Below are 24,893 nucleotides of genomic sequence, written 5' to 3' on the forward strand. Positions count from 1 at the left end.
TGTTATAAATTTCTGCCCCATATTTTTGCAGGAGCGAAAAGGCTGTTGGCGGAAAACATCGATATGATATACAAATTCTCGGCTGATACGTGAAAATATCGCAGCATGCGGTGTTGAAAAGCCGAAGTTTAACGGAAGGAAATGAACAAATGGATAAATATAAGATAGAGATACCCGATACTTGCCTTGTGGCTATGGTGGGCGGAACATCTTCGGGGAAGAGCAGTTTTGCGCTGAAACACTTCAAGCCCACAGAAGTGCTGTCCTCTGACTTTTTCAGAGGAATGGTCAGCGATGACGAAAACGACCAGAACGCTTCGGGCGATGCTTTTGACCTGCTCTACTACGCGGCAGAAAAGCGGCTTGCCAACATGAAACTGACTGTGATAGATGCCACCAACATCAGGCAGAATGACCGAAAAAAAGTCATCGAACTTGCACGTTCGCAGAATGTACACGCGGCGGCGATAGTGCTGAATATGCCTGAAGATATCATGCTTGAACGCAACAAAGCCCGTCCCGACAGAAACCTGCCCGAACGGGTCATACACCAGCACAGCCGCGAAGTAAGACGCAGTATCAGAGGGCTTAAGCGCGAAGGCTTTCGGTTCGTTTATGTGATAAACTCTCCCGAACAGCTTGAAAACACCGAAGTGGTGCGCACGAAACTCTGGAACGATAAGCGCGATGAACATGGTCCTTTCGACATTATAGGCGATATTCACGGTTGCTGTGATGAACTGGAACTTCTGCTTGACAAGCTGGGCTATGTCAGAACAGATGGTGTATACTCTCACCCTGAGGGAAGAAAAGCCGCATTTTTAGGCGACTTCTGCGACAGGGGAGAACGCAGTGCCGATGTACTTCGCCTGGTGATGGATATGGTGAAGAGCGGAAATGCCATCGCAGTTCCCGGCAACCATGATGTTAAGCTGGTCAAGTACCTGCGCGGCAAGAATGTAAACCTGACTTACGGGCTTGACAAGACGGTGGCTGAACTGGAAGAACGCAGTGAGGAGTTCAGGAATGAGGTCTGCGAGTTTCTTGACGGACTGATAAGCCACTATGTCCTCGATGACGGCAGGCTGGTCATTGCCCATGCAGGTCTTAAACAGGAGTATATCGGCAGAGGTTCTGCGCGTGTGCGCGAATTCTGCCTTTACGGTGACACCACAGGCGAGGTGGACAGCTACGGTCTGCCTGTGCGCCTTGACTGGGCGGCTGACTATCGCGGCAGAGCGATGGTGGTATACGGTCATGTGGCAGGAAAAGAGGTCAGACAGCTGAACAACACATTCTGTATCGACACGGGCTGTGTGTTTGGCGGCAAGCTGACGGCTATGCGCTATCCCGAAAAGGAAACAGTTTCGGTGGACGCACAGGCGCAGTATTATGAGCCCGTGAAACCCCTTGATACGCCTGAATACGAAGATATTGGCGATATGCTGACAGTTGGCGACTTCAATAAAAAGCTCCACATTAACACCGAGCTTATCCCGTCTATAGATATTCAGGAGAACAATGCGGCGGCGGCGCTGGAAACTATGTCCCGCTTTGCGGCTGACCCCCACTGGCTGATATACCTGCCGCCAACCATGTCGCCATGTGAAACCAGCGATGTTGACGGATACCTCGAACACCCGCTGAAAGCGTTTGAGTATTACCGCAGTCATGGGATAAGGAATGTGGTCTGTGAGAAAAAGCACATGGGTTCACGTTCGGTGACAGTACTTTGCAGGTCTGCTGAAACTGCGCTCAAACGCTTCGGCATAACTGACGGGAGCATGGGGATCATCTATACACGCACAGGCAGACGCTTTTTTGATGACCTCTCCATCGAAACGGCTCTGCTGGACAGGCTCGCCGCTGTGCTTGAAAAGACAGGCTTCTGGGCTGACTTTGATACCGACTGGGTGTGCCTTGACACTGAACTCATGCCCTGGTCTGAAAAGGCGCAGGGGCTTATACGCTCGCAGTACGCCCCCACAGGCAACGCGGGCGCACACAGCCTTTCGGCGGCGGTTGAAGCGCTTGAAAAAGCCTGCATGCGCGTCAACAGAGAAAGGGAAGTTGACAGCAGAGTATCGGGGCAGAACGTTGACCCCGCCGAACTGCTTGACCGCTACAAGACTAAACTGACCGACATGCACAGCTATGTCAAGGCGTACCGAGAGTACTGCTGGACGGTGAATAACATCGATGATTTCCGCATCGCGCCGTTCCATATTCTCGCTGTCGAGGGCAAGGTGTTCTCGGAGGAAAAGCATGTATGGCACATGGAGAATATCAGGAAATACATAACGGGCATAGACCCTGTTTTCATGGAAACGCCTTATCTCTGCGTTGATACCGAAGACGGTGAAAGTGTGCAGGCAGGTGTTGACTGGTGGCTGTCGCTGACATCATCGGGCGGTGAGGGCATGGTGGTCAAGCCCGAAACTTACACCGCATGGCAGGGCGGCAGACTTCTCCAGCCTGCGGTCAAGTGTCGCGGAAGAGAGTATCTGCGTATCATCTACGGTCCCGAATACCTTGAACCCGCTCACCTTACCCGACTGCGTGTCCGCTCGCTGAACCGCAAGCGTTCGCTGGCGCTTAGGGAGTTCTCGCTGGGTATAGAGTCGCTGAAACGCTTTGTCAAGGGCGAACCGCTCTACCGTGTACATGAATGCGCATTTGGTGTGCTTGCGTTTGAGAGTGAGCCTGTAGACCCAAGACTCTGACGGGGACAGCATCGGTAAGCTGCATAAATAATATCGGCGTGACTACAGCGGTCACGCCAATTTTTTTTATTATATAATATGAACCTTTATGAGTAACTGCCAACAAAGAAAGATATACTGTATTTGGTTTCGTTAAATAAACTAAATATTTGGGCAGCTGTCGTGAATTACATGATAGAGTTTTGTATATTTGTACAAAAACAAAAGTTAATTGTTTGAATATTATCTGTATACTTGACAAACCACACCAAAAATAGTATAATATGTTTATAGAGAGAAACAAAAAGATCTTATTATTTGACTGCGCCGAAGTGGTGCAATGATTTGTGCATGATTCGATGAAATGTGGTTATTTGAATTTATAAGAAAGCAGAGATCGATATGACGGAAAGGAATAGTTTAAATAAACAAGGTTTTACTTTAGTAGAACTGGTAGTAGTTATCGGTATAATTGGTGCTCTTGCAGTTATAATAATCCCCAGTATAATTGGATATGCAAAAAAAGCCAGCCGAAAGGCTGATATGGAAACTGCAAGGCTCATTGGACAGTGTGCGATGCAGGTGATGCTTGAAGATCCTGATGCTGAGGCATCATTTTACAACATGCACAGCAGTTCATCAAGGAAAACGGTCACTCAGGATGGTGAAACATACGATATCTGGCTTGTAGTAAGGTTGGACGGCAATGTAAATAATAAATCAGGAAACAGTCTTGGCGGTTCTAAGTGGCAGGGTGTTCAGCGTGAAACTGAACCTTTCGCAGAAGCGATGAATGAGCAGAAAAACATGATACAAGGTTCTAACAAGCGCAACACCAGAAATCGCGGCGATAAGGAACTTCTGATAGCTCCGATGAGAAGTTCTGAGTTTAAGGGCAAAACTACCGACAGATGGTTTGTGGCTTACCGCCTTGATGAAAAGGGAAAGCCCACTGATGTCATCGAAGTTTGGGCAGCTGATTCCAGCGGAACTTACGGTTCGGGGATGAGTTACAGGCTGTGGCCATCGCCTCCTGAGGGCTATTGATCTATAGCGATCCAACTTTTTAAATTCACAAAATCCAGTCGCAAAAGCTGGGATTTATGGTTTTTTTGACTGGATTTTGTCTGAATTTTAAGGCGGATCGCTATAGTATAGGGTGAAGATTTTTATAGATATTATGAAGGGGTTGCCTGCATGCTTATGTGTGCAGGCTATTCTCTTTGCTGCGAAAAGTTTTATGAACGAAAAATACGGCATCTGAAAAAATCAGATGCCGTAACATGGATTGCGGGAACAGGATTTGAACCTGTGACCTCCGGGTTATGAGCCCGACGAGCTACCAAGCTGCTCTACCCCGCGATATTATATTTTACCCTCAGCGTAACCATTATTAGAACTCTTTTGTGTTGTCCTCTTGTGTTGTCCTCTCGCTGAGTACTTGTATATTATATCACAACATCTGCCGATTGTCAATAGATTTTATTGCGAAAAATCAAAGTTTACTCATTGTTAACATTTGTTCTTGCCGTATTTGAATGCCGGTGCAGTGGGAAATTCGGATAAAGCGCGGTTTGGGGACTAGTGTAAGAAAAGTTTACTCAGATTGAATTTCTGTGAATTTGGTTAACTTATCTTCCCTTGCTTTGAAAGCTGTTCCGAATTCGATGGGGAAAAAGATAAATACTATTAAATATGATATGTATGTGCTGAAGTTGCGTTTTAATGTGATTTGTGGTATCATATTACAAAAGGGGGCATTGAAAATGAAAATTAATATATTTACTGTGGGCGGCAAGACTGTCACGGTACATGACAATAACAGCGGCAGACTTGTACTGCTGAATAATTATGATGGTGACGGAAGTGCTGAACTTGCGGCGCTTGAAAGACTTGGCTGTCCTTCGCCTGATCTGATAGCTGTCAGCGGGGTGAACTGGGAGCATGACCTCAGCCCTTTTAAAGCGCCTGCCATCAGAAAGAACGAACCTGATTTTACGGGCGGTGCAGAAGAATTTCTTGCTCTGCTGACAAATGAGATACTTCCGCAGGCTGAGAATATGCTCAGCAGAAAGCCCGTATTCAAGGCGATAGCAGGCTATTCTCTTGCGGGACTTTTCGCGCTGTGGTCGCTTTATAGGTGTGACAATTTCGAGGGGGCGGCGAGCATTTCAGGCTCACTGTGGTTTGAAGGGTTCAGAGCGTTCGCGGAAAGAGAGAACTTAATGCGCGAACCCGCTGTTATTTACCTGTCGTTGGGCGATAAGGAAGCGAAGACCCGTCACCCGCTGATGCGAACGGTACAGGAGAATACTGAGGCACTGGCGGCACATTATAATGAAATGGGTGTAAAGACTGTCTTTGAAATGAACGAGGGCAACCATTTCAAAGAACCCGAACTTCGCACTGCAAAAGGTATCTCGGCAGTGCTTTCAAATGCGGGAAATGTTTGACAAACAGGCGCTTGTGTGGTATAATTATTCGATAGGCGCGGCTGAAAACTCCACCACAAGGGGATAAGCCGATAAAGTCTGACAACGGAGGAAGAGAAAATGGCTGAAAATACCAATAATACAGAGAAAAAAGAGGGAAATGTGCTGGCGGGCTTTGTGCTCTACAAGGACGCTAATATGGACTGGGCGAGGTTCAGAAAGTCGCTGAAAGATGACTGGGGTATCGAAACTGAAGACGAGGTCAAGGACGGTGCGCTGGTATTCCACACTGAGGGCATGGTGGTGGCTTGTTCGCTGATGCCCAACCCTGTACCCAACAAAGAGGCTGAGGAGTGCGCCAAGAACAACATCATGTGGAAAGACGGCGCTGAGGAAGTAGCAAAGCATCAGGCGCACGTTATGATGGCTGTTATGAACAAGTTCGATGCGATGGAACAGGCTCTTCTTTTTGCGAAGATAGCCTACAGTCTGCTTAAACTTGACAACGCTATCGGCATATACAAGAACCCGACTGTTTACGAGAAACAGTTCTACATGCAGTTTGCTGAGAGCATAAAGCAGGGTGAGATGCCTGTGCCGATAATGCTCTATACAGGCATGTATCTGGCTAAGGACGGTCTTTGTGCTTTCACACAGGGCATGACTTTCTTCGGCAAGAATGAACTGGAAGTGGTTGACAGCAAACAACAGCCCGACAAGGTCATCAGCTTTATGTTCTCGATAGAAGAGTATGTGCTGAGTGAAGATGTTGAACTGAAAGACGGAGAAACTATCGGCTTTTCCGAAGAGCAGAAACTCCCCATCAGTGTAGGCGATGGCATAAGTGTAAAGGGCACGACCGCAAAGATAGGGTTCTGACATGAATATCAACGAATACAAGGCGGCTATCTTCGACCTTGACGGTACGCTGATACGCTCAAACGGTGTGTGGAGCGAGATAGACCGTGAATTTCTGGGCAAGCGTGGATTTGAAGTGCCTGCCGACTACTACAAGGCGGTGTCCACCAAAAATTTCCGCACTGCGGCAGTTTACACAAAAGAACTTTTCGGGCTTCCCGAGAGCATCGAGAGCATCATGCAGGAATGGCAGGATATGGCAGTTTACGAATACACCCATGTGATCGGTGAGGTCGATGGCGCGGTGGATTATCTGCGTTATCTTGCTGAAAAAGGTATGAAACTGGGGCTTGCGACCGCGAGTTCGGCGGCGCTGTATGTACCTGTGCTGAAAAGGCTGGGCGTGTACGAACTGTTCGGCTTTTTTGCGACTACCGAGCAGGTAAGGCGCGGAAAAGGCTTCCCCGATGTTTATGAACTTGCCTGTGAAAAACTGGGTGAAACGCCCGAAACTTCGGTGGTGTTCGAGGACATCATCGAGGGCATACGAGGTGCAAAAGCGGGCGGCTTCAAGGCTGTTGCCTGCCTGAACGACCACTATGCCGCCGACCGCGATGCGCTTATAGCAGAGTCGGATATGCACTTTGAAAGCTATCGGGAATTATTTTGAATGTGAATTTTGTGTTAAATTTCGCTTTGGCTATTGACAACTCTGCGGATATATGATATAATAACAGAGTTGTCAGAGTTCAACACGCGCCAGTAGCTCAGCTGGATAGAGTGACTGGCTACGAACCAGTAGGTCGGGGGTTCGAGTCCCTCCTGGCGCGCTTGACGAATACAGGCACTTTGAAGTATTTCAGGGTGTCTGTTTTTTTATGCTTAATAATTCAATATCGCAAATTTTCCTATATGCACCAAAAATGCAGACCTGAGTTTTTTCAGATCTGCATTTGTTTTTTATTTGATCCATGTTAGCAAGACCACAGATTTAAAAAGAATAGTGCCCCGAAGTAATAAAAGCATATCTAACTTTCAAATTCAGCAAATTCTTCTTCTGTAAGATACCTGACAATTTCATCGGGATAACCGATACACTCAAATCAAAGTGCATAAGCATCGTCAATATCCTTAGGATCGGTTATCTTGACAAGCGGTCTGTCATCTGAAAACTATACTTGCTGACCGTGTTCTCACCTGTGAAACGGCGGGTTTCTTCATATATGCGCCCTATTTTTTGTTTTGAATATTGACGTTTCGGGATTTGTATGATATAATCAATATGTAGTTAGCTATAACTAATTCAAGCGATATGAATGTTTATGAAAGGAATGATGCAGATGAAATATTTTGAATTCGGTAAAGAGAACGACATCACTCTTCTGCTTCTGCATGGCGCTGATACAACATGGCAGCTTAGTTTTGAGAAGTTCATAGATATCGCAAAGCAGAGATATCACATCATTGCGGTGGCAGAGGACGGGTTCAATACAGATGAACCGAATACATATGCGGTAAGTGTCATCGCGGAAGCTGAAAAGATAACGGAATATCTGGTGGAGAATTTTGATGGCAGAGTGGATATCATTCTCGGTGAATCACTGGGCGGAATGATAATGACCGAAATACTGCTTGATGAGCGCATAAAAGTCCACACAGCGATCGCAGACGGTTTTACGATACTGGAATATCCGAATTTCAGGCATGATCTTCCGAAAAGGATCTTCGCGGCTTTGCTGGCAGATGTGCAGCTGTTCGCATTCAGGCACATGGGGCTGTTCAACTGGATACTTGGCGAGGATATTGACTCCATGATATACAAAAATACATCAAAGACCACGCTATTCAACCTTGAATATTCGATGATGCCATACCGTTACAAGTATGAAGCATTTGATCTGGCTGACAGCTACATATGGCATGGAGAAAAAGAGCCAGGACTCAGGCAGGTCGTAAAAAAACTTGGCGGAACAGATCATCGTTTTTCGCACAAGGTCTTTTTAAATAGGGGACACGGCTCATTGCTGAAAGAACCCGCTCGGCTCATGCGGGAGATAGACCTTGCATACAGAGGCTATAACGGCAGGATAAAAACGAGATAGTAAATTTCAGGGAGGTATAGTATAATGTTGCTGACTGTTTTTCTGGCTGTAGTTTTTTGTTCAGCTATGACCACACTGCTTATTTCGGCAGTGACGATGGTGCAGGATATAAAATTCTTTTCTTCTGCCCCGAAAGAAGCGCTGGGACTGCTGAAACAGCGAGATGAAGAGTTGTTCTATGGCGCTCGGACTATGGGGTGGATACTTATGACGATCAGCATCGTGATGATACTTGGCGTTGGTGTTATCTCGATATGGGACGGTTTCAGGAACGGGTTTACATTCGGGAAATTTTTTCTGCGCTTCGTGATGATATTTACGATATACAAAATATACGACATGACATTCTTTGATGGGTATATCCTATGCAGAGCGTGTTTCTTCCAACACTATTTCCCGGAGGTGGAAAGTGTTTATAACGGCAGGAAGTACGGCTATAACATCAAAAGCCAGCTGTTGAAGCTGTTGGTGATATTCCCTGCGGCATCAGCACTGGCGGCGTGGATATGCAGCTTGTTCTGAACGAAGTGAAAGCCGTTCTGTGGTAACAGAATTTTTGGGAAAAATAGTTAAATAAAAAACTTATACGTTCTGATACTTGACACTTATTAATAATCATTGTATAATATACTTACAATTTAAACATATGTGTTTCTTTTATATATTTATGAAAAATATTTGTGAAATACTGTTTAAAATGATGTTACACGATATTGTTGATAAGGAGGAGTAGTTCATGACAAACTATCTTGTTAAGCGCACGATCGCAGGCATAATGGCTGTCTTGACTGTAGCGGGTGCTGTGCCTGCAAACGTTGGGGGCTTTTTGACAGGAGGCAGTGTGATATCTGTCGGCGCATTGTCAGGTGAAATGTCAGAAAGTGATGACGGATTGGTGTGTGAGGTAATAGACACTTTTGGAGTAAACGGTACAGACCACACCTACGAAGGCGCGGATTTTAATGTTACCGCAGCCTATTCAGAACGTAATGCGGGCATGTACACCTACGATGACTATTACTATATAAACATTGCTTCAAAGACAGACAAGGTCATACAAAAGGTCGAACTGAGGGCGTATACCGTCACGGGTACAAAAGGTTTCAAAGCTGTCAGCGGAGAAGAAAACGACTGCACAGCTGATACATCAGGTGTATCAAAAAAGGGAGATATCGTCACCATAACAGATATAGGTTCATCATCACTTAAGGTGTGGGGCGGTATTTTTACATTTGATCAGGTGAGGGTATATTATGAAGCACCATCTGCACAGCACACTTATGGTGAACCAAACTGGCAGTGGACTGATGACCTGCGTGCGACCGCTGTTTTTGCCTGCAATGATAATGACAGCACTGTGTCGGTCGAAGCTGAGGTAGGCGAACCGAAAGTCACAACAGCCCCTACATACACAACAGAGGGCGTGATGACCTATACCGCATCGGCAGAATTTAGCGGAAAGACATATACTTCATCAAAGCAAGTGCCGATAGCTAAGCTGACACTTGTACCGTTTGTTGAAGCAGAACCGAACTGCACCACAGACGGTCATATCGCATACTGGTATGACCCTGTCAAAGAATTATATTTTAAAGATGCCGAAGGCACCGAACCGATCAGCAGAGAAGCGCTTGTCATAGCTAAAAAGGGTCACGATTATGCTGAACCTGACTGGTCATGGACTAACGATCACAAAGCGTCTGCGGTGTTTATGTGCAGGTATGCTGATGATGTGCAGACGCTTGAAGCAGAAAACGTAGTTTCCGAACTGACGGTCCCGCCGACATATTCAACAGATGGTCTGAGGACTTACACTGCGGCAGTGACCTTGAATGGAAAGACATACACCTCGACCAAAACTGAGTTTATCAGTCGTATTGCATTGACTCATCAAGAAAGAGTTGACCCGACCTGTGAAACAGCGGGAAATATAGAATACTGGGTCGATGAGGTAAACGGAAAGTATTTTTATGATGCAAATGGTGCAAAGCCGATCTCTGACAAGAATGATATCATCATACCCGCCGTCGAACACAGCTATGGTAAACCGCAGTGGGATTGGTCGGAAGACTTCACTTCTGCAAGTGCAAAATTTGTATGCGCGAACAGCACAGAACATGACCGAATCGTCAAAGCAGTAATAGAGAAGTCGGAAACTCCCGCAACATACACAGCAGATGGCGTGATAACCTACACCGCAAAAGTGACCTTCGGCGGAAGCGAGTACACCGACATCAAGACCGTGACGATCGAACACACCGTACTTAAGCATGTCGTGAAAGTTGACCCGACATGTGAAAATTCGGGAAATATCGAATACTGGGTCGATGAGGTAAACGGAAGGTATTTCTATGATTCAGAAGGCACAAAGCTGATCTCTGACAAGAATGATATCATCATTCCCGCCACAGAACACAGCTATGGTAACCCGCAGTGGGATTGGTCGGAAGACTTCACTTCTGCAAGTGCAAAATTCGTATGCGCGAACAGCGAAGCGCATGACCAGACTGTCAAAGCAGTCGTAGAAAAGTCGGAAACTCCCGCAACATACACAGCCGATGGCGTGATTACCTACACCGCAAAAGTGACTTTCGGCGGAAGCGAGTACACCGACATCAAGACCGTGACGATCGAACACACCGTACTTAAGCATGTCGCGAAAGTTGACCCGACCTGTGAAACGGCAGGTAATATAGAATACTGGGTCGATGAGGTAAACGGAAAGTATTTTTATGATGCCGATGGCACAAAGCTGATCGAAAACGCAAAAGATATCATCATTCCCGCCACAGAACACAGCTATGGTAAACCGAAGTGGGATTGGTCGGAAGACTTCACTTTGGCTAGTGCGAAATTCGTATGCGCGAACAGTGAAGCGCATGACCAGACTGTAAAAGCATTCGTAGAAAAAATGGAAACTCCCGCAACATACACAGCTGATGGCGTGATAACCTACACCGCAAAAGTGACTTTCGGCGGAAGCGAGTACACCGACATCAAGACCGTGACGATCGAACACACCGTACTTAAGCATGTTGCGAAAGTTGACCCGACCTGTGAAAATTCTGGAAATATAGAATACTGGTTCGATGAGGTAAACGGAAAGTATTTTTATGATGCCGATGGCACAAAGCCGATCTCTGACAAGAATGATATCATCATTCCCGCCATCGAACACAGCTATGGTAAACCACAATGGGATTGGTCGGAAGACTTCACTTCTGCAAGTGCGAAATTCGTATGCGCGAACAGCACAGAACATGACCAGACTGTCAAAGCAGTAATAGAAAAGTCGGAAACTCCCGCGACATACACAGCCGATGGCGTGATAACCTACACCGCAAAAGTGTCTTTCGGCGGAAGCGAGTACACCGACATCAAGACCGTGACGATCGAACACACCGTACTTAAGCATGTTGCGAAAGTTGACCCGACCTGTGAAACAGCGGGAAATATAGAATACTGGGTCGATGAGGAAAACGGAAAGTATTTCTATGATGCCGATGGCACAGAGCCGATCGAAAACGCAAAAGATATCATCATTCCCGCCACAGAACACAGCTATGGTAAACCACAATGGGATTGGTCGGAAGACTTCACTTCTGCTAGTGCGAAATTCGTATGCGCGAACAGCACAGAACATGACCGAATCGTCAAAGCAGTAATAGAAAAGTCGGAAACTCCCGCGACATACACAGCCGATGGCGTGATAACCTACACCGCAAAAGTTACTTTCGGCGGAAGCGAGTACACCGACATCAAGACCGTGACGATCGAACACACCGTACTTAAGCATGTTGCGAAAGTTGACCCGACCTGTGAAACGGCGGGAAATATCGAATACTGGTTCGATGAGGTAAACGGAAAGTATTTTTATGATGCCGATGGCACAAAGCCGATTGAAAACGCAAAAGATATCATCATTCCCGCCACAGAACACAGCTTTGGTAAACCACAGTGGGATTGGTCGGAAGACTTCACTTTGGCTAGTGCGAAATTCGTATGCGCGAACAGTGAAGCGCATGACCGAATCGTCAAAGCAGTCGTAGAAAAGTCGGAAACTCCCGCAACATACACAGCCGATGGCGTGATAACCTACACCGCAAAAGTGACTTTCGGTGGAAGCGAGTACACCGACATCAAGACCGTGAAGATCGAACACACCGTACTTAAGCATGTTGCGAAAGTTGACCCTACCTGTGAAACAGCGGGAAATATAGAATACTGGGTCGATGAACAGAATAATATGTACTTCTCTGATAGTGAGGGCAAGAACGCCATCGCTTGGGAGAGCACAGTTCTTGCGAAGACGGGGCATGACTTTGATGTAAGACCTGTCTGGAACTGGAATGAAGAAATGACTGAGGCAACTGCAAAGTTCATCTGCAAGAATGACCCTAACCACATCGAAGAGGCTGAGGCAGTAGTTTCGACCACTGTAGTAACGGGAAAAGTGGGCAGAAACGGTTCGTTTACGGCAGTTGCAACGGTATTATTCAATGGCAAAAATTACACAAATTCGTACACTAAAAAACTTCCTGCAACGACTGTTGAAAAGATCCCAGCAAAAGCGGCTACTTGCTATGAGTCGGGCAATATCGAGTATTATGCAGGCTCCGACGGGAAGTATTATGTACGCGACGGTGAGGAGTACAAAGAGATCGAACTTGAAGATACCATTGATCCGATCGGTGAATATCACACTTTCGTCGCACCTGAGTTCATCTGGAATGAAAATCATACCGCTACAGCTAAGTTCACTTGTGAACACTGTGGTCACGAAGAATTCATGGATGCAGAAGTCTGTGTTGAGAAGATATCTCCATCTTACAGCAAGAACGGCAAATATGTCTACATGGCTTCGGTAAAGATAGATGAAGTCGTGTACACTGACAGCAGGGAAGTGATCATAGCCGCTCCTGCCCCTGTAGATGTTGCATATACATCGGGCGAAAGGTCAGTAAAGCTGACATGGAACACCGTCAAAGGTGCTGAGAAATACGCTGTTTGTGTGATGGCAGACGGCAAGTGGAAGAAAGCTGCTGAGAGCGTTGCAGACACTTTCACTCTCAGCGGGTTGAAGCCTGACACCAAGTATCAGGTGACTGTTATACCGATGGTACAGAATGTATGGTGTACAGATTTCAGCCGAGCCATAACTGTAGAAGCAAAATCAGAAATGCCTGTTGATTTCCCGAAAGCGGAAGTCAAAGTCAGCATCAACAAGTTCAGACTGGACTGGACAGCAGTTGAAGGTGCGGAAAAATACGGCATCGCTGTCTATCAGGCGGGAAAATGGGTAGTCAAGGCATCTGTTGATGGCAGTGCGACCTCTTACACATCGCCAAAGATAAGCGCCAATACCTATAAGATGGTAGTTTGCGCAAAAGTAAACGGAAAATGGGACACAAGAGCCATTAATTCAAGGGCTTTCAGCGTGGTCATAAAGTAAGCAGGTCGGAACATTACAAGAGAAAACGGTACGATAAAACAGCCCCGAACATATCAGAAGTTCGGGGCTGTTGAATTATAATGAGCGAAAAACAAAAAAGCAGCCCTCAAAAAGAAGACTGCTCTAAGCGCAGATGGAGAGATTTGAACTCTCGCGACGGTATTGCCGCCCTACCGCATTTCGAGTGCGGACCCTTCAGCCACTTGGGTACATCTGCGTGCTAACCATATAGCTTTAATATTATATCATATATGGGCAGAAATGTCAAGAAAGAAGAGTGAAATCGGTGAAAAGTTAAGAAAAAATTCACACTAATCAAGAATAACAAAGTATCTTTGTGCTGAAAAGCACAGAATATATCTTGTGTGGAAACTGTGTTTGATATCACACACAGTTTTCGGTCGATAATAAAAACGCGGCAGAACCTATATTCTGCCGCACTTGTGTTATTTGAATACATTTTTGAAAGCTGTGATATTCTTTCCGTCGGGTCTGCCGTAAATGGCGAAGACCACCTTATCGAAGCAGCGCCCAAGCCCGTCATCCAGCAGTGCAGTCCTGAAGTGACCCGCGACCACATTAGGGTCATTGCCGAACGCGCCGCAGCCCCATGCGCCCAGCACAAGTTCCTTGCAGCCGTTTTTTGCTGCTGCCCTCAGCATTATGCGTATACGCCGCAGCATCGTGTTGCTGACCATTTCTTTGGACGCAAGTAACGCTGCTCCGCGCAGGTTAGGTGCAGGCAGCGTCATGACCGATACCTCGAAAGGCTCTTCCATGAGTTCGCCGCTGTCTTTGCGGAATACCAGAACATCGGGCGAAAACAGCATGTAGTCGGACTCTACCCGGCTGATATGTGTGTTGTTATAAATGTACATTTCTTTGGATTTTTGCGAGGTGATGGAAGCGTACAGCGTTGAGCATCTGCACAGTGCTTCTTCCTGCGTAGTTGCGCCCATACGGAAACCTCCGCCTGCGCAGTGGGCGTTTGCAAAGTTCATCACCATCGGTCTGCTGAGCCTTGCGGCTGCCGCGAATGAACTTTCTGCCGTGACCTCTATCTCGCATGACCTGTCACCGAAAAAGCCCGAAATATCTTCACTCAACAACTTTTCGCCGTCTTCGGGAGATATGACTTTGACCGCAGTAAGATCCTTTTTGGGAAATTCCACCGACTTGCCGTCAAGCTGATAACAGCCATCGCGGGTTATTTTTATTGTCTGGTTGGCTATTCGGATATTGTTCACATCTGACCTCCAAAATTGCGTTTTTAAACAACAACGAACCTGTTCTTGCCGCTGTGTTTTGCGTCATAAAGTGCCGAGTCTACGCGGATAAGCAGTTCATCAAGAGTATCTTCGGGCTTGGCGGCTGTCACACCGATGCTTATCGTGCGGTGACCTGCCAGCGGGAATTCCAGCGCGGCAAAATCAGAACACATGTCACGCGCGGCAGGAATTGTGTATACAAGGTCGTAAGGCATCATCACCATGAACTCCTCACCGCCCCAGCGTCCTGCGCATGCACTTGGATTGTGTACATCGATGCCCTTATGCAGCATGTTCGCCAGCCCTACTATAACATTGTCGCCCTCATTGTGACCGTAGGTGTCGTTGACCGATTTGAAATTGTCGATATCTATCATTATCAGCGTAAGCGGTTCGCCTGAACGCAGGCGCTCCCCGATGCGGCGCTGTATCTCGGCGCGGTTGAGCAGTCTGGTCAGACCATCGGTGACAGCGGCTTCTTCAAGGTCGCGGAATGCCGCATTGATGTAGTTGGCAAGTCTGTTTATCAGCGCCATTTTGCCTGTGAACTCGCCGTCTTCGACATACAGTTCAGCCGTTTTGCCCGCAGGTGCATCGCCTTCACGCATGCCAACAAGCACCATAGTCACGTTATGCTGATTAACATGACCGTTGGTGCGGCAGAATTCGCCCGATGTGTAGAAACCGTATGTGGGCGCTATGTTCTGGAAAGGCTGTGATTCTTTTGATATCTCGCTGTTGCCCCAGAAACTGCGCCTTGCCGCACAGGAGAATATCTCCACTGTTTCGGGCTTGAATTCGTATATCTTTCTGCCCTCTTCCCGCACGCTTTCCAGTATAGTTCCAGGATCGCCGTAGGCAAGCTGTGCGGTCACATCAGACTCCATATCGCTGGTCATTATCAGCGAACCGTCAGGCAGACTTTCAGTGGGCGCACGCAGAATATTTATGCCGTTATGCAGGTACAGGAACGGAAATTCCAGCGTGTGGTTGAAGAAATGCTCGTCATTTTTTATGTTGAGGTACTTGCGGTAGACTTCATATGCAGGAGTGTGGTCTATCTCGTAAAGGCGGCTTCCCTCCGAACGGGTGACATGGAAGACCTTGCCAAGCGGCTTCCAGCCTGTCACGTAGGTCGAAGTTATGTGCAGGTTCTCGCCGCCAAGCAGTCTGAAAACAACGCCGTGATCGGTAAAACCGTTGCCTTTTGAGAAAACTATCGAAGATTTTGCATTGATATCGGGCGCAAAAGCACCGCCGCCGAAGATCTGTATGTCCTCAGCCGCTTTGCTAAGCCCCCTGCAAAAGCCAGTCATCGACATATCCTTGATCGTCGTCACAAGTTCTATTGCCTTGACCCAGCTGTTTTCTTCAACCTTTTTTAGCAGATCTGCGGTCACTTCCTCTGCATTTTCATCGCTGAGGTCGTACTGCAAGATCTTCATTTTGCTGGTGGGATATTCAAAAACTGTACAGATGATGCTGATATCGTGACCCGACCAGCACCCGCTGATAATGTTGCCGTTGGTGGAACAGCCGAAATATTCAGCATACGGCATATCCTCACTTATGACATCACAGACAGCCTGTATCTCATCGCGGTCAACGGTTTCTGTATATATCTGGAAAACAACGTCGGAAACTGCCCCGTTGTTGCACCACTGCTTTATTTTTGTCAACTCACGCCTGAGCTTTTCGGTATTCACATAATCGAACTGGAACTGCTTCATAAAAAAATCCTTCCCGAAAGGTGCATTTTACTGAGTGCAAGCACCGATAATTTATTTATAATATCATAACATATTCGTGCAAAAATTGCAAGCATATCTGACACAAAATTAACTGTAAAATTAAGGCGTTCTGCACAAATTAGGCTTATCATGCGCATTTTGCCCAAGTTTATCTGCGGTTTTAGTCTGAAAAAATTGTGAAAAAACGCCTTTGTAAAATTGACAGCAAGGTGGTATACTTATAAACAGGGGAAGTGTTTCTCTTTATAATTATAATTCGGTTTTTCCCTAGATATTGGAAGGTGATAATATGTTTGATACAGGTGAGATCATAGTTTACGGCAGCAGCGGGGTCTACCGCGTGGCTGAGATCGGCGGCATAGCGATAAAAGGCTGTGAAGGCAGGGATTACTACACTCTCGAACCCGTTTTTGGAAGCGGGACAAGCTATGTGCCTGTAGATACAGGCGTGTTTATGCGCAAGGTGATGACTGCTGACGAGGTGAACGATCTTATTGACCGCATACCCGCCATCAGCGGAGATGGTTTCAGTTCGACCAGTCCGCGTCTTGTTAAAGAGCATTACAGCGCTTCGATGAAGACCCATGACACGGATAAGATGATCGGCATGATAAAGCAGATATGGGAAAAGGGTGAACACAAGAAGCTGAGCCGAATAGAACAGCAGTATATGGAGCAGGCTGAAAACCTGATAAACAGCGAGTTTTCCGTAGCACTCGGCATACCGCGCGAAGAGGTCGCGGGGTACATAAGGGCGCGGATAGGTAAAAATAACGGACAGTAAAAAGCGGGTGGCGCATAAGAACGTCACCCGTATTTTTATGCTTTCAGTTCGTCATCGAATACATAGCCGATTATAAATCGCTTTTCGCGGTAAGCATCGGCTATATCCGACATGGTGCGTGGTGCAGTGTCATTGCCGTAAAGGTTATACAGGTAAAATCTTCCTGCACGCCAACGGTAGGCGACTGTGTGAAGTCCGCCGCTGAAAAAGTCCAGACCATTCAGTTTCGCAGTGGAACGCTTGTTGTTCCAGAAAGAAATTATGCCGCAGCTTGCGCGCTCGGTTTTTGCGAGTTTTGCAAAATTCTCGCCGTTTCGGGAAAAACGGTATGGCATATCATGCTTTTTGAAGAAATACCACAGTTTTTTCGGGGCAGTCCCCCAATAGCCGTTCGGGAAAAGATAGTGCATCTTATTAAGTTCAAACTCAAATACCACCTGCGGGAAAGTGACTTCTTTGCCCAGCATTTTTGCGCAGTTGTAGCATGCGATAAGTTCACAGCCGTTCCAGCTGAGTGGATATGTGCCATATCGCATGCTGCAGAGCGGCTCAGTCCGCTGACCGTTCAAAAGTACGTTTTTATTCCCTGCAAAGGTCTTGCTGTTGTGTTCGAGGTTCAGCATGGTCTGTCTGTTCCTGCCATGCAGTGCGGCGGCGGGTATAGATGTTTTTGCGGCAGTAAGCCAGTTTTTCATGCGGGTCACCTCCGTCCGATATCTCTTTGTTACAGCGTTTTGATAAGCGTGTCTATCAGATCTTTTTTTGCCAGTCCGCTTGAAAATGCAGTCGCGCCGCCCGCCGCTGTACCCAGCTTAAGGGCAAAGCTGTAGTCGAGCGGCTGAGAGTCAGCCGAATTTTCCTGCGAAAGCACGCCCGCGATAAATCCTGCGACCATCGAGTCGCCCGCACCGACGGAATTTACGACCTTTCCCTTGCAGACCCCGCAGCTGTGTACTTGATCGAACTCGTCCACCAGCAGAGCGCCGTCACCTGCCATCGAAACAAGAACGTTTCTTGCGCCCATCTCACGGAGTTTGCGGGCATATTTCTCAATATCCGTCAAGCTGTTCAGCTTAACTCCGAATAACTCACCCAATTCAAAATTGTTGGGCTTTACCAGAAACGGCTGATATTTCAGCACATTCATAAGCAGTGCGCCTGTTGCATCAACTGCAGACTTTACGCCCCGTCCTGAAATTCGGGCTAAAATGCGCTCATAGATATCTGCGGGCAGGCTCTTCGGGATACTGCCCGCCAGCACCAGCAGGTCGCCTTCACCGACCTTGTCGAGTTTGTCAAAAAGTTCGTCCAGTGCATCGCTGTCAATGTCGGGACCCTGACAGTTTATCTCGGTTTCTTCGGCTGAATTGATCTTCACGTTTATGCGTGAACTGCCATTTTTCAGGCGGACAAAATCAGCATCAACTCCCATCGCGGCAACGCCCTTTTCGATGGCTTCACCCGTAAAGCCCGCAGTGAAGCCCAGCGCTTTTGAGCGAAAGCCAAGTTCTTTCAGCACTGCCGAAACATTGATGCCCTTGCCGCCGAAATAGATCTCCTCAGCGGAAGAACGGTTGACTTCACCGAGCACCACCTGTGCGTGGTGAACAACGTAGTCGATAGCGGGGTTGAAAGTCACGGTGTAGATCATGATCTGCTCCCCCTTACCCGATGTAGAACGCAGCAGCATCGTGCGGCGCGAGTGACGCTTTCAAGGCGTTTTCTGAGCTGTATGTCTTGCCCGACCATAGTTCGGTCATGTCGGCAGAGCGGTATATTTCAAGGTCGCTCAGCGGAATGCTGACCTCACACGGCTTTTCACCTGCATTGAAGATCGCAGCATACTGTCCGCCGACCGCACACACAGCAGTCCACAGTATCAGTTCTGTGCCGCCGATCTCCCGCCGCCATACCATGTGGGCGTGGCGCGATAACTTGTTCATGCCGATGATGCCTTCATTTGTCAGCAGGTCAAGTGTTGATGCGTCACATTTTGCAAGGTCGCCGCCTATCATCAGCGGTGAGCGGAAGATGCTCCAGAGGGTCATCATGGTGCGCTGCTCGGCTTCGGTGAATTTAGTACGATTATCAGGACTGTAATCCTGCAATATCGCGCCGACAGGCAGCATATCGGCATCGGGATAATGCCCTGCACCTGTGTGTACACACCACTTCTCGCACCGCTCGAACATATTGTACAGCGCCTGCCAGTTATCCCAGAAATCATCAGTGATGCGCCACATGTCGGCAGTCTGCTTGTAAAGTTCCGCTTTGTCCAGCAGGGCTGGTCCCGGCGAAAGACTCAGCACCATGTCACGACCGCAGCTGTGCAGGCTTTTGCTCAGCATTACGAGTTCTTCCTCTTCGTGCGGTAGTTCGCGGCAGATGTCGTCACATTTTATGAAATCCACGCCCCAGCCTGCATACAGCGCGAAAATGCTGTCGTAATAGGCTCTCGCTCCATCTTTTGAGGGGTCAACGCCGTACATGTCGGTGTTCCACGCGCAGATGCTTGCCGTCTTTGCAATGTCGCGTGCTGTTTTATCGCTGCCCAGAATAGCTGTGTTTCGGTGGACTGCCTGTCTTGGTATGCCGCGCATTATGTGTATGCCGAATTTAAGTCCCAAAGAGTGGACAAATTCAGCCAGCGGCGCAAAGCCTTTCCCGTCAGCCGATGACGGAAAACGCCCTGTATCGGGGATAAGGCGCGAATATTCGTCCATGCAGAGTTCAGTGAACGGATTGTACTCGTGGTTCTTGGCTTTTGGCTCAGACCACTGTATATCGACCACCACATACTCCCAGCCGAATTGTTTCAGATTTTTTGATATGAATTCGGCGTTGGCGCGGACGGTTGCCTCGTTTACTGCCGCACCCCAGCAATCCCAGCTGTTCCAACCCATCGGCGGGACTTTCATATTTTTATTTATACTGCTAAGTGTGGGAATTGTCAAATAATCGGTCATAAAAAATACCTCCATTTATACCTTTTGGGATAATTATAGCATTTTCACAACGGGCTGTCAATGCAGTATTGTAAATTTTGTTCAGCTGATAAGAGTCAAACAAATGCGTATTTGTAGTATATGTACTGAAAATAAATGAAAATTTGGCAGTAATGCACAGTGCATGAACTTACTTGACTCTCTTCGGCAAACGTGGTAAAATATCAGTTGATCTCCGAAGAAAGGGGCTTTTCTATGTATCGGGATTTTTTTGAGATGGTCGGGCAAGCGGGCATATCGCTGCATGGGGCAGAAGTCTTCCACAACGGCGAAATAGTGCTTAAACGCAGCTTTGACGGTGATATAGCTCACCCTATCTACTCAGCGACAAAGTCTGTGACGGCGGCGGCTGTTCTTATGGCGGCAGGCGAGGGCAAACTTTCGGTGAAGGATAAATTGTACTATTATATGGACAGCAAATATCTTTCTGTCATGCCTGACGGTTTCAGGCAGCTTTCCTTTACCGACTGCATGACGATGTGCGCTGCGCCATACCCTTTCCGGCCGCAAAACGCCGCAGAACAGACCGAAAGCGGTCGGAAAGATGACTGGCTCTACAGCATTTTCAGGCTTGATACCGACTATTCTGACAGGAGATTTCACTACTCGAATATTCCTGCGTATCTGGTCAGTGCCGCCTGCGAGAACGCGGTGGGGCAGTCTTTGGCAGACTGGCTCAGACCGCGACTTTTTGAGCCGCTGGGGTGGGGGAGCCCGATATATCAGTTATCTCCCGAAGGACATTTTTACGGCGCTACAGGCATGTATCTTACGGTGTCACAGCTTGCTCGTCTTGGTCAGCTGTTTCTGCAAAAGGGAGAATTTATGGGCGCTCAGCTTATACGCCGCGATCTTGCCGAAGCTGCTGTCACACGACATGTGTTCTCACAGGACGGTGAAGGCTACGGCTGGTTCTTCTGGGTCAGAGACAATACTTTTGATATCAGCGGTAAATGGGGACAGCGCTGTGTGGCGAACCCGAAAACAGGACTGATGGTGACCTATCTGTCCGATAATCACGACCGTTCGGGTGAATTGGCTGATATCGCACGAAGATTTGTTGCTTCTGCCGAGTAAGAGCATAAACGCAATTTTTGATTATCAAGGTGTCCTCCCGTGACGGACATTCAAATCCCAAAATAATGCCATCTGCAAGAAATATTATACAAAAAGTACTGTACAAGAGTCTGTAAATGTGTTATAATGAATGAAAATATTTGACAGGGAGGCTGTGAATATGGATATTGATATGAAAAAAATGCCGAAACTCGGCTTCGGGCTGATGCGTCTGCCGCAAAAGGACGACGAAGTTGACCGGGAGAGGGTCTGTGACATGGTCGATGCTTACATGCAGGCGGGGCTGAATTATTTCGATACAGCTTACGTTTATCATGGCGGAAAGTCCGAAATTGCGGCAAAAAAGTGCATTGTTGAGCGCTATCCGCGTGAGGATTTTTATATTGCCACCAAACTGCCCGCGTGGAGTATGAAAACACTTGAAGACAGGGACAGGATATTTGAGGAGCAGTGTGAGCGCGCTGGTGTTGATTATTTTGATTTTTACCTGCTTCATTCGCTCGAAGACGGCAATAATTACGACACTTACGAACGTCTGGATTGCTTTAACTGGGGCATCCAAAAGAAGCAGGAGGGCAGGATACGCCATTTCGGTTTCTCGTTTCACGGTACGCCCGAACTGCTTGAAAAAGTGCTCGATGCGCACCCTGAGGTCGAGTTCGTCCAGATACAGCTCAACTACCTCGACTGGGAGAACCCTGTGGTACAGTCAGGCAGACTGTATGAAATTTTGCACGAAAGAAAAATACCGATAATTGTGATGGAACCGGTCAAGGGCGGCACGCTGGCACAGCTGAAGCCTGAACTTGAAGCGAAGTTCAAGGCGGTCAGACCGAATGATTCTGTGGCATCGTGGGCGCTGAGGTTCGTGGCGAGTCTTGACGGAGTCATGACCATTTTGTCGGGTATGTCAACCGAAGAGCAGATGGCTGATAATCTGCGTACTTTCGGCAATTTTGAGCCGCTTTCTGCTGATGAACAGTCGCTTGTCACCGAAGTTCGCGACACCATACTCGATACTCCGCTGATAGGCTGTACTTCATGCCGCTACTGTGTTGACGGCTGTCCGATGAGCATAAAGATACCTGATATTTTCCGTTGTGTGAACACACTGCGCCTTTATCCCGATGACTGGCGTGCTAAGAATTTCTACGGAAATGTAATAAACGGCGCGGGCAGGGCGGGCGACTGCATTCAGTGCGGTCAGTGTGAAGGTGTCTGTCCCCAGCATCTCGAGATAATCACGCTCTTGCAGGAAGCGTCCGAACAGTTGGACAAATAGCGGCTGATAGATCTGATCGACTTGATGCGATCCCGCTATCTTATGCGCAGCGCATTGATGGAAAAGTCCAATAAAAAAGACATAGCGCCTCGCAGATGAAATTTCTGCGGGGCGCTTGCCATCAGTATTATAGTTTGGAGTCGCCGCAGCGCATCACTTCTGCGACAGTTCGGAGATTATCTGAATAAACGAGTCAACATCGTTAAAGTCCTTATAAACGGACGCAAAACGCACATAAGCCACATGGTCGAGCTTTTTCAGACCATTCAGAACCATGTCGCCTATCTCACCCGTCGTGGTTTCTGTCTGCATCTTGTTGGCATACGTGTTCTCGATGTCGTCCACCAGTCCCGTCACCTGCTCGACGCTGACAGGGCGCTTTTTAATGGCGTTTTGCAAACCTTTTATCAGCTTTGTCCTGTCAAACGGCTCAAAAGAACCGTCCTTTTTATAGACCATCAGCAGCGGCTTCTCAACGACCTCATATGTGGTGAAGCGTCTGCCGCATTTGGGGCATTCGCGGCGTCTGCGTTTTTTGCCCTCACTGGGGCGCGAATCTATTACACGGGTATCCTCATGACTGCAAAAGGGGCATCTCATACCTAAAACTCCTGTTCGTAGGCAGTATAACTGCCATGATGTACAAATATTTTCTCTGGATTTAATTATAGCACACAATTCTTTAAATTTCAAGGGGTTTTGAAAATTTAGTATGATTTTTTTTGGACACGCCTGTTAATTATTGCAAACCGATTTTTTTATTCACAAAATACAGTCGCAAAACCTTTGACATATGGTTTTTGTGACTGTTTTTTGTTTTTAATTTTAAGGCGGATCGCTATGTGTGACTTTTGGCGTTTTTGCAATGTGATTTGCATTTTCCTTGAAAATGTGTTATAATATTAAATGAAATTTTCTGCGGTATGACGGGTGAATCTTCTGCCGCCGCAAAGCGAGTTTATCTCTCGAAAGGAGTATAGGATATGTTAAAAGGAAAGTGTGCCGTACTGGGTGTGACAGGCTCTATCGCGGCTTATAAAATACCGAATTTAGCGCGTTTACTGAAAAAACAGGGCTGTGATGTCGAAATACTTATGACACCGAATGCCTGCAATTTTATAAATCCCATCACTTTTGAAAGTCTGGTGGGTCACAAGTGTCTGGTAGATACGTTTGACAGAAACTTCCAGTATAGTGTTGAACATGTAGCGCTGGCGAAAAAGGCGGATGTTGTGATGATAGCGCCCGCGTCCGCAAACGTTATCGGAAAGATAGCTTCGGGCATCGCTGACGACATGCTGACCACAACAGTAATGGCATCTAACTGTACAAAAATAATCTCTCCTGCCATGAACCACAATATGTTCCACAACCCGATAGTTCAGGATAATATCGAAAAACTGCGTAAATTCGGCTATCAGATAGTCGAGCCTGAACAGGGTATGCTCGCCAACGGCGACAGCGGTGACGGCAGAATGCCTGAACCTGAGGTGCTGTACGAGTATATTCTTCGTGAGATCGCCTGCGAAAAGGATCTTGCAGGCAAAAAAGTGCTGGTGACCGCTGGCGCGACCCGTGAATCTATCGACCCTGTGCGTTTCATCACAAACCATTCAAGCGGCAAAATGGGGATCGCAGTGGCAAAAGCAGCGATGCTTCGAGGTGCTGATGTTACTCTTGTAGCAGGTCATGTTGAAGCGAAACTGCCGCCTTTTGTGCGCTATGTGCCGGTTGAGAGCGCGGAAGATATGTTCAGGGCTGTTACACAGCTGTCCGATAATATGGACATTATTGTCAAGGCGGCTGCTGTGGCAGATTACACGCCGCTCACCACCGCAGACAGCAAGCTGAAAAAGTCTGATGCTGATATGAGTATTCCTCTGAAACGTACAAAAGACATTCTCAAATCTCTTGGTGAACGCAAGCGTGATGGTCAGATCATTTGCGGCTTCTCTATGGAAACTGATAATGTGCTTGAAAATTCGTCTAAAAAATTGGTCAGCAAAAATTGCGATATGATATGCGCGAATTCTCTGAGAACAGCAGGGGCAGGCTTTGGAACTGATACAAATGTCATAACAATGATTACGAAAAGCGGTGCGGAGGAGCTGCCGCTAATGTCAAAAGAAGAAGCTGCTCATAAGATACTTGATAAATTACTGACATTATAAGGCTGCATA

At 47.3% G+C, this 24,893-nt stretch carries 18 protein-coding genes and 3 tRNA genes; 13 read left to right on the forward strand and 8 right to left on the reverse strand.

Features of this window, described 5'->3' with window-relative positions; all coding sequences use genetic code 11:
• Positions 1-149: 149 nt before the first annotated feature.
• Positions 150-2,723: a polynucleotide kinase-phosphatase gene (locus tag CUS_RS17890; protein ID WP_002853245.1), complete on the forward strand. Its 2,574-nt coding sequence runs from the start codon at positions 150-152 to the stop codon at positions 2,721-2,723.
• A 381-nt stretch (positions 2,724-3,104) separates the two neighbouring features.
• On the forward strand, positions 3,105-3,749 hold the full coding sequence (locus CUS_RS18900) for a type II secretion system protein (RefSeq protein ID WP_002853355.1): 645 nt from the start codon (positions 3,105-3,107) through the stop codon (positions 3,747-3,749).
• 241 nt (positions 3,750-3,990) lie between these two features.
• Here the strand turns inward: CUS_RS18900 and CUS_RS17900 are convergent.
• A tRNA-Met gene (locus CUS_RS17900) sits at positions 3,991-4,064 on the reverse strand.
• Positions 4,065-4,468: 404 nt separating this feature from the next.
• Between CUS_RS17900 and CUS_RS17905 the strand changes: the two genes are divergently transcribed.
• The 7 genes from CUS_RS17905 (at position 4,469) to CUS_RS17935 (ending at position 13,546) form a co-directional block, all read left to right on the forward strand.
• Complete coding sequence (locus tag CUS_RS17905) at positions 4,469-5,155, forward strand: alpha/beta hydrolase (RefSeq protein ID WP_002853422.1); 687 nt, start codon at positions 4,469-4,471, stop codon at positions 5,153-5,155.
• A 99-nt stretch (positions 5,156-5,254) separates the two neighbouring features.
• Positions 5,255-6,013, forward strand: coding sequence for a DUF4261 domain-containing protein (locus CUS_RS17910; protein WP_002853421.1), 759 nt, complete (start codon positions 5,255-5,257; stop codon positions 6,011-6,013).
• A gap of 1 nt (position 6,014) precedes the next feature.
• On the forward strand, positions 6,015-6,662 hold the full coding sequence (locus CUS_RS17915) for an HAD family hydrolase (RefSeq protein ID WP_002853270.1): 648 nt from the start codon (positions 6,015-6,017) through the stop codon (positions 6,660-6,662).
• An 86-nt stretch (positions 6,663-6,748) separates the two neighbouring features.
• Positions 6,749-6,822, forward strand: a tRNA-Arg gene (locus CUS_RS17920).
• A gap of 510 nt (positions 6,823-7,332) precedes the next feature.
• The gene (locus tag CUS_RS17925; protein ID WP_037277944.1) at positions 7,333-8,094 is read left to right on the forward strand and encodes an alpha/beta hydrolase; all 762 of its coding nucleotides are present in this window, start codon (positions 7,333-7,335) and stop codon (positions 8,092-8,094) included.
• Between the two features lie 24 nt (positions 8,095-8,118).
• The gene (locus tag CUS_RS17930; RefSeq protein ID WP_002853281.1) at positions 8,119-8,616 is read left to right on the forward strand and encodes a hypothetical protein; all 498 of its coding nucleotides are present in this window, start codon (positions 8,119-8,121) and stop codon (positions 8,614-8,616) included.
• Positions 8,617-8,830: 214 nt separating this feature from the next.
• Positions 8,831-13,546: a fibronectin type III domain-containing protein gene (locus CUS_RS17935; RefSeq protein ID WP_002853424.1), complete on the forward strand. Its 4,716-nt coding sequence runs from the start codon at positions 8,831-8,833 to the stop codon at positions 13,544-13,546.
• A gap of 128 nt (positions 13,547-13,674) precedes the next feature.
• Here CUS_RS17935 and CUS_RS17940 read toward each other — a convergent pair.
• The 3 genes from CUS_RS17940 to CUS_RS17950 all read right to left on the reverse strand — a co-directional run bounded on the left by CUS_RS17940 (position 13,675) and on the right by CUS_RS17950 (position 16,544).
• Positions 13,675-13,763 (reverse strand) — tRNA-Ser (locus CUS_RS17940).
• A 229-nt stretch (positions 13,764-13,992) separates the two neighbouring features.
• Positions 13,993-14,793 carry a TIGR02452 family protein gene (locus CUS_RS17945; protein WP_002853312.1) on the reverse strand — a complete coding sequence of 267 codons (801 nt, stop codon included), beginning with the start codon at positions 14,791-14,793 and terminating at the stop codon, positions 13,993-13,995.
• 23 nt (positions 14,794-14,816) lie between these two features.
• The gene (locus tag CUS_RS17950; RefSeq protein WP_002853435.1) at positions 14,817-16,544 is read right to left on the reverse strand and encodes a sensor domain-containing diguanylate cyclase; all 1,728 of its coding nucleotides are present in this window, start codon (positions 16,542-16,544) and stop codon (positions 14,817-14,819) included.
• Positions 16,545-16,854: 310 nt separating this feature from the next.
• On the opposite strand from CUS_RS17950, the gene CUS_RS17955 reads away from it, so the two are divergent.
• On the forward strand, positions 16,855-17,349 hold the full coding sequence (locus CUS_RS17955; protein ID WP_002853436.1) for a CarD family transcriptional regulator: 495 nt from the start codon (positions 16,855-16,857) through the stop codon (positions 17,347-17,349).
• A 35-nt stretch (positions 17,350-17,384) separates the two neighbouring features.
• On the opposite strand, the gene CUS_RS17960 is transcribed toward CUS_RS17955, so the two are convergent.
• From CUS_RS17960 to CUS_RS17970, 3 genes are read right to left on the reverse strand one after another with little or no spacing between them, the layout of a single operon-like run.
• Positions 17,385-18,044, reverse strand: coding sequence for a hypothetical protein (locus CUS_RS17960; protein WP_002853401.1), 660 nt, complete (start codon positions 18,042-18,044; stop codon positions 17,385-17,387).
• A 29-nt stretch (positions 18,045-18,073) separates the two neighbouring features.
• Positions 18,074-19,000: a 1-phosphofructokinase gene (gene pfkB, locus CUS_RS17965; RefSeq protein ID WP_002853280.1), complete on the reverse strand. Its 927-nt coding sequence runs from the start codon at positions 18,998-19,000 to the stop codon at positions 18,074-18,076.
• A 13-nt stretch (positions 19,001-19,013) separates the two neighbouring features.
• Positions 19,014-20,315, reverse strand: coding sequence for a glycoside hydrolase family 27 protein (locus tag CUS_RS17970; protein WP_002853323.1), 1,302 nt, complete (start codon positions 20,313-20,315; stop codon positions 19,014-19,016).
• Between the two features lie 234 nt (positions 20,316-20,549).
• Between CUS_RS17970 and CUS_RS17975 the strand changes: the two genes are divergently transcribed.
• Together CUS_RS17975 and CUS_RS17980 are read left to right on the forward strand one after the other, a co-directional pair.
• Positions 20,550-21,431 (forward strand): serine hydrolase domain-containing protein, encoded by an 882-nt coding sequence (locus CUS_RS17975; protein ID WP_002853283.1) that lies wholly within the window; start codon positions 20,550-20,552, stop codon positions 21,429-21,431.
• Between the two features lie 160 nt (positions 21,432-21,591).
• Positions 21,592-22,713 carry an aldo/keto reductase gene (locus tag CUS_RS17980; RefSeq protein ID WP_037277947.1) on the forward strand — a complete coding sequence of 374 codons (1,122 nt, stop codon included), beginning with the start codon at positions 21,592-21,594 and terminating at the stop codon, positions 22,711-22,713.
• A gap of 153 nt (positions 22,714-22,866) precedes the next feature.
• Here the strand turns inward: CUS_RS17980 and nrdR are convergent, their stop codons facing one another.
• The gene (gene nrdR, locus CUS_RS17985; RefSeq protein WP_002853378.1) at positions 22,867-23,313 is read right to left on the reverse strand and encodes a transcriptional regulator NrdR; all 447 of its coding nucleotides are present in this window, start codon (positions 23,311-23,313) and stop codon (positions 22,867-22,869) included.
• A 383-nt stretch (positions 23,314-23,696) separates the two neighbouring features.
• Here nrdR and coaBC point away from each other — a divergent pair, with 383 nt between their 5' ends.
• A complete protein-coding gene (gene coaBC / locus CUS_RS17990; RefSeq protein ID WP_002853471.1) occupies positions 23,697-24,884 on the forward strand; it encodes a bifunctional phosphopantothenoylcysteine decarboxylase/phosphopantothenate--cysteine ligase CoaBC in 1,188 nt (395 codons plus the stop codon).
• The last annotated feature ends 9 nt before the right edge of the window (positions 24,885-24,893 follow it).

Source organism: Hominimerdicola alba 8, from assembly GCF_000178155.2.
In the GTDB taxonomy this organism is placed as follows: Bacteria; Bacillota; Clostridia; order Oscillospirales; family Ruminococcaceae; genus Hominimerdicola; species Hominimerdicola alba_C.

Coding starts and splice junctions, on each gene's coding strand:
- CUS_RS17890 (WP_002853245.1), top strand. CDS start 150: ATGGATAAATATAAGATAGAGATACCCGATACTTGCCTTGTGGCTATG.
- CUS_RS18900 (WP_002853355.1), top strand. CDS start 3,105: ATGACGGAAAGGAATAGTTTAAATAAACAAGGTTTTACTTTAGTAGAA.
- CUS_RS17905 (WP_002853422.1), top strand. CDS start 4,469: ATGAAAATTAATATATTTACTGTGGGCGGCAAGACTGTCACGGTACAT.
- CUS_RS17910 (WP_002853421.1), top strand. CDS start 5,255: ATGGCTGAAAATACCAATAATACAGAGAAAAAAGAGGGAAATGTGCTG.
- CUS_RS17915 (WP_002853270.1), top strand. CDS start 6,015: ATGAATATCAACGAATACAAGGCGGCTATCTTCGACCTTGACGGTACG.
- CUS_RS17925 (WP_037277944.1), top strand. CDS start 7,333: ATGAAATATTTTGAATTCGGTAAAGAGAACGACATCACTCTTCTGCTT.
- CUS_RS17930 (WP_002853281.1), top strand. CDS start 8,119: ATGTTGCTGACTGTTTTTCTGGCTGTAGTTTTTTGTTCAGCTATGACC.
- CUS_RS17935 (WP_002853424.1), top strand. CDS start 8,831: ATGACAAACTATCTTGTTAAGCGCACGATCGCAGGCATAATGGCTGTC.
- CUS_RS17950 (WP_002853435.1), bottom strand. CDS start 16,544: ATGAAGCAGTTCCAGTTCGATTATGTGAATACCGAAAAGCTCAGGCGT.
- CUS_RS17955 (WP_002853436.1), top strand. CDS start 16,855: ATGTTTGATACAGGTGAGATCATAGTTTACGGCAGCAGCGGGGTCTAC.
- CUS_RS17960 (WP_002853401.1), bottom strand. CDS start 18,044: ATGAAAAACTGGCTTACTGCCGCAAAAACATCTATACCCGCCGCCGCA.
- pfkB (WP_002853280.1), bottom strand. CDS start 19,000: ATGATCTACACCGTGACTTTCAACCCCGCTATCGACTACGTTGTTCAC.
- CUS_RS17970 (WP_002853323.1), bottom strand. CDS start 20,315: ATGACCGATTATTTGACAATTCCCACACTTAGCAGTATAAATAAAAAT.
- CUS_RS17975 (WP_002853283.1), top strand. CDS start 20,550: ATGTATCGGGATTTTTTTGAGATGGTCGGGCAAGCGGGCATATCGCTG.
- CUS_RS17980 (WP_037277947.1), top strand. CDS start 21,592: ATGGATATTGATATGAAAAAAATGCCGAAACTCGGCTTCGGGCTGATG.
- nrdR (WP_002853378.1), bottom strand. CDS start 23,313: ATGAGATGCCCCTTTTGCAGTCATGAGGATACCCGTGTAATAGATTCG.
- coaBC (WP_002853471.1), top strand. CDS start 23,697: ATGTTAAAAGGAAAGTGTGCCGTACTGGGTGTGACAGGCTCTATCGCG.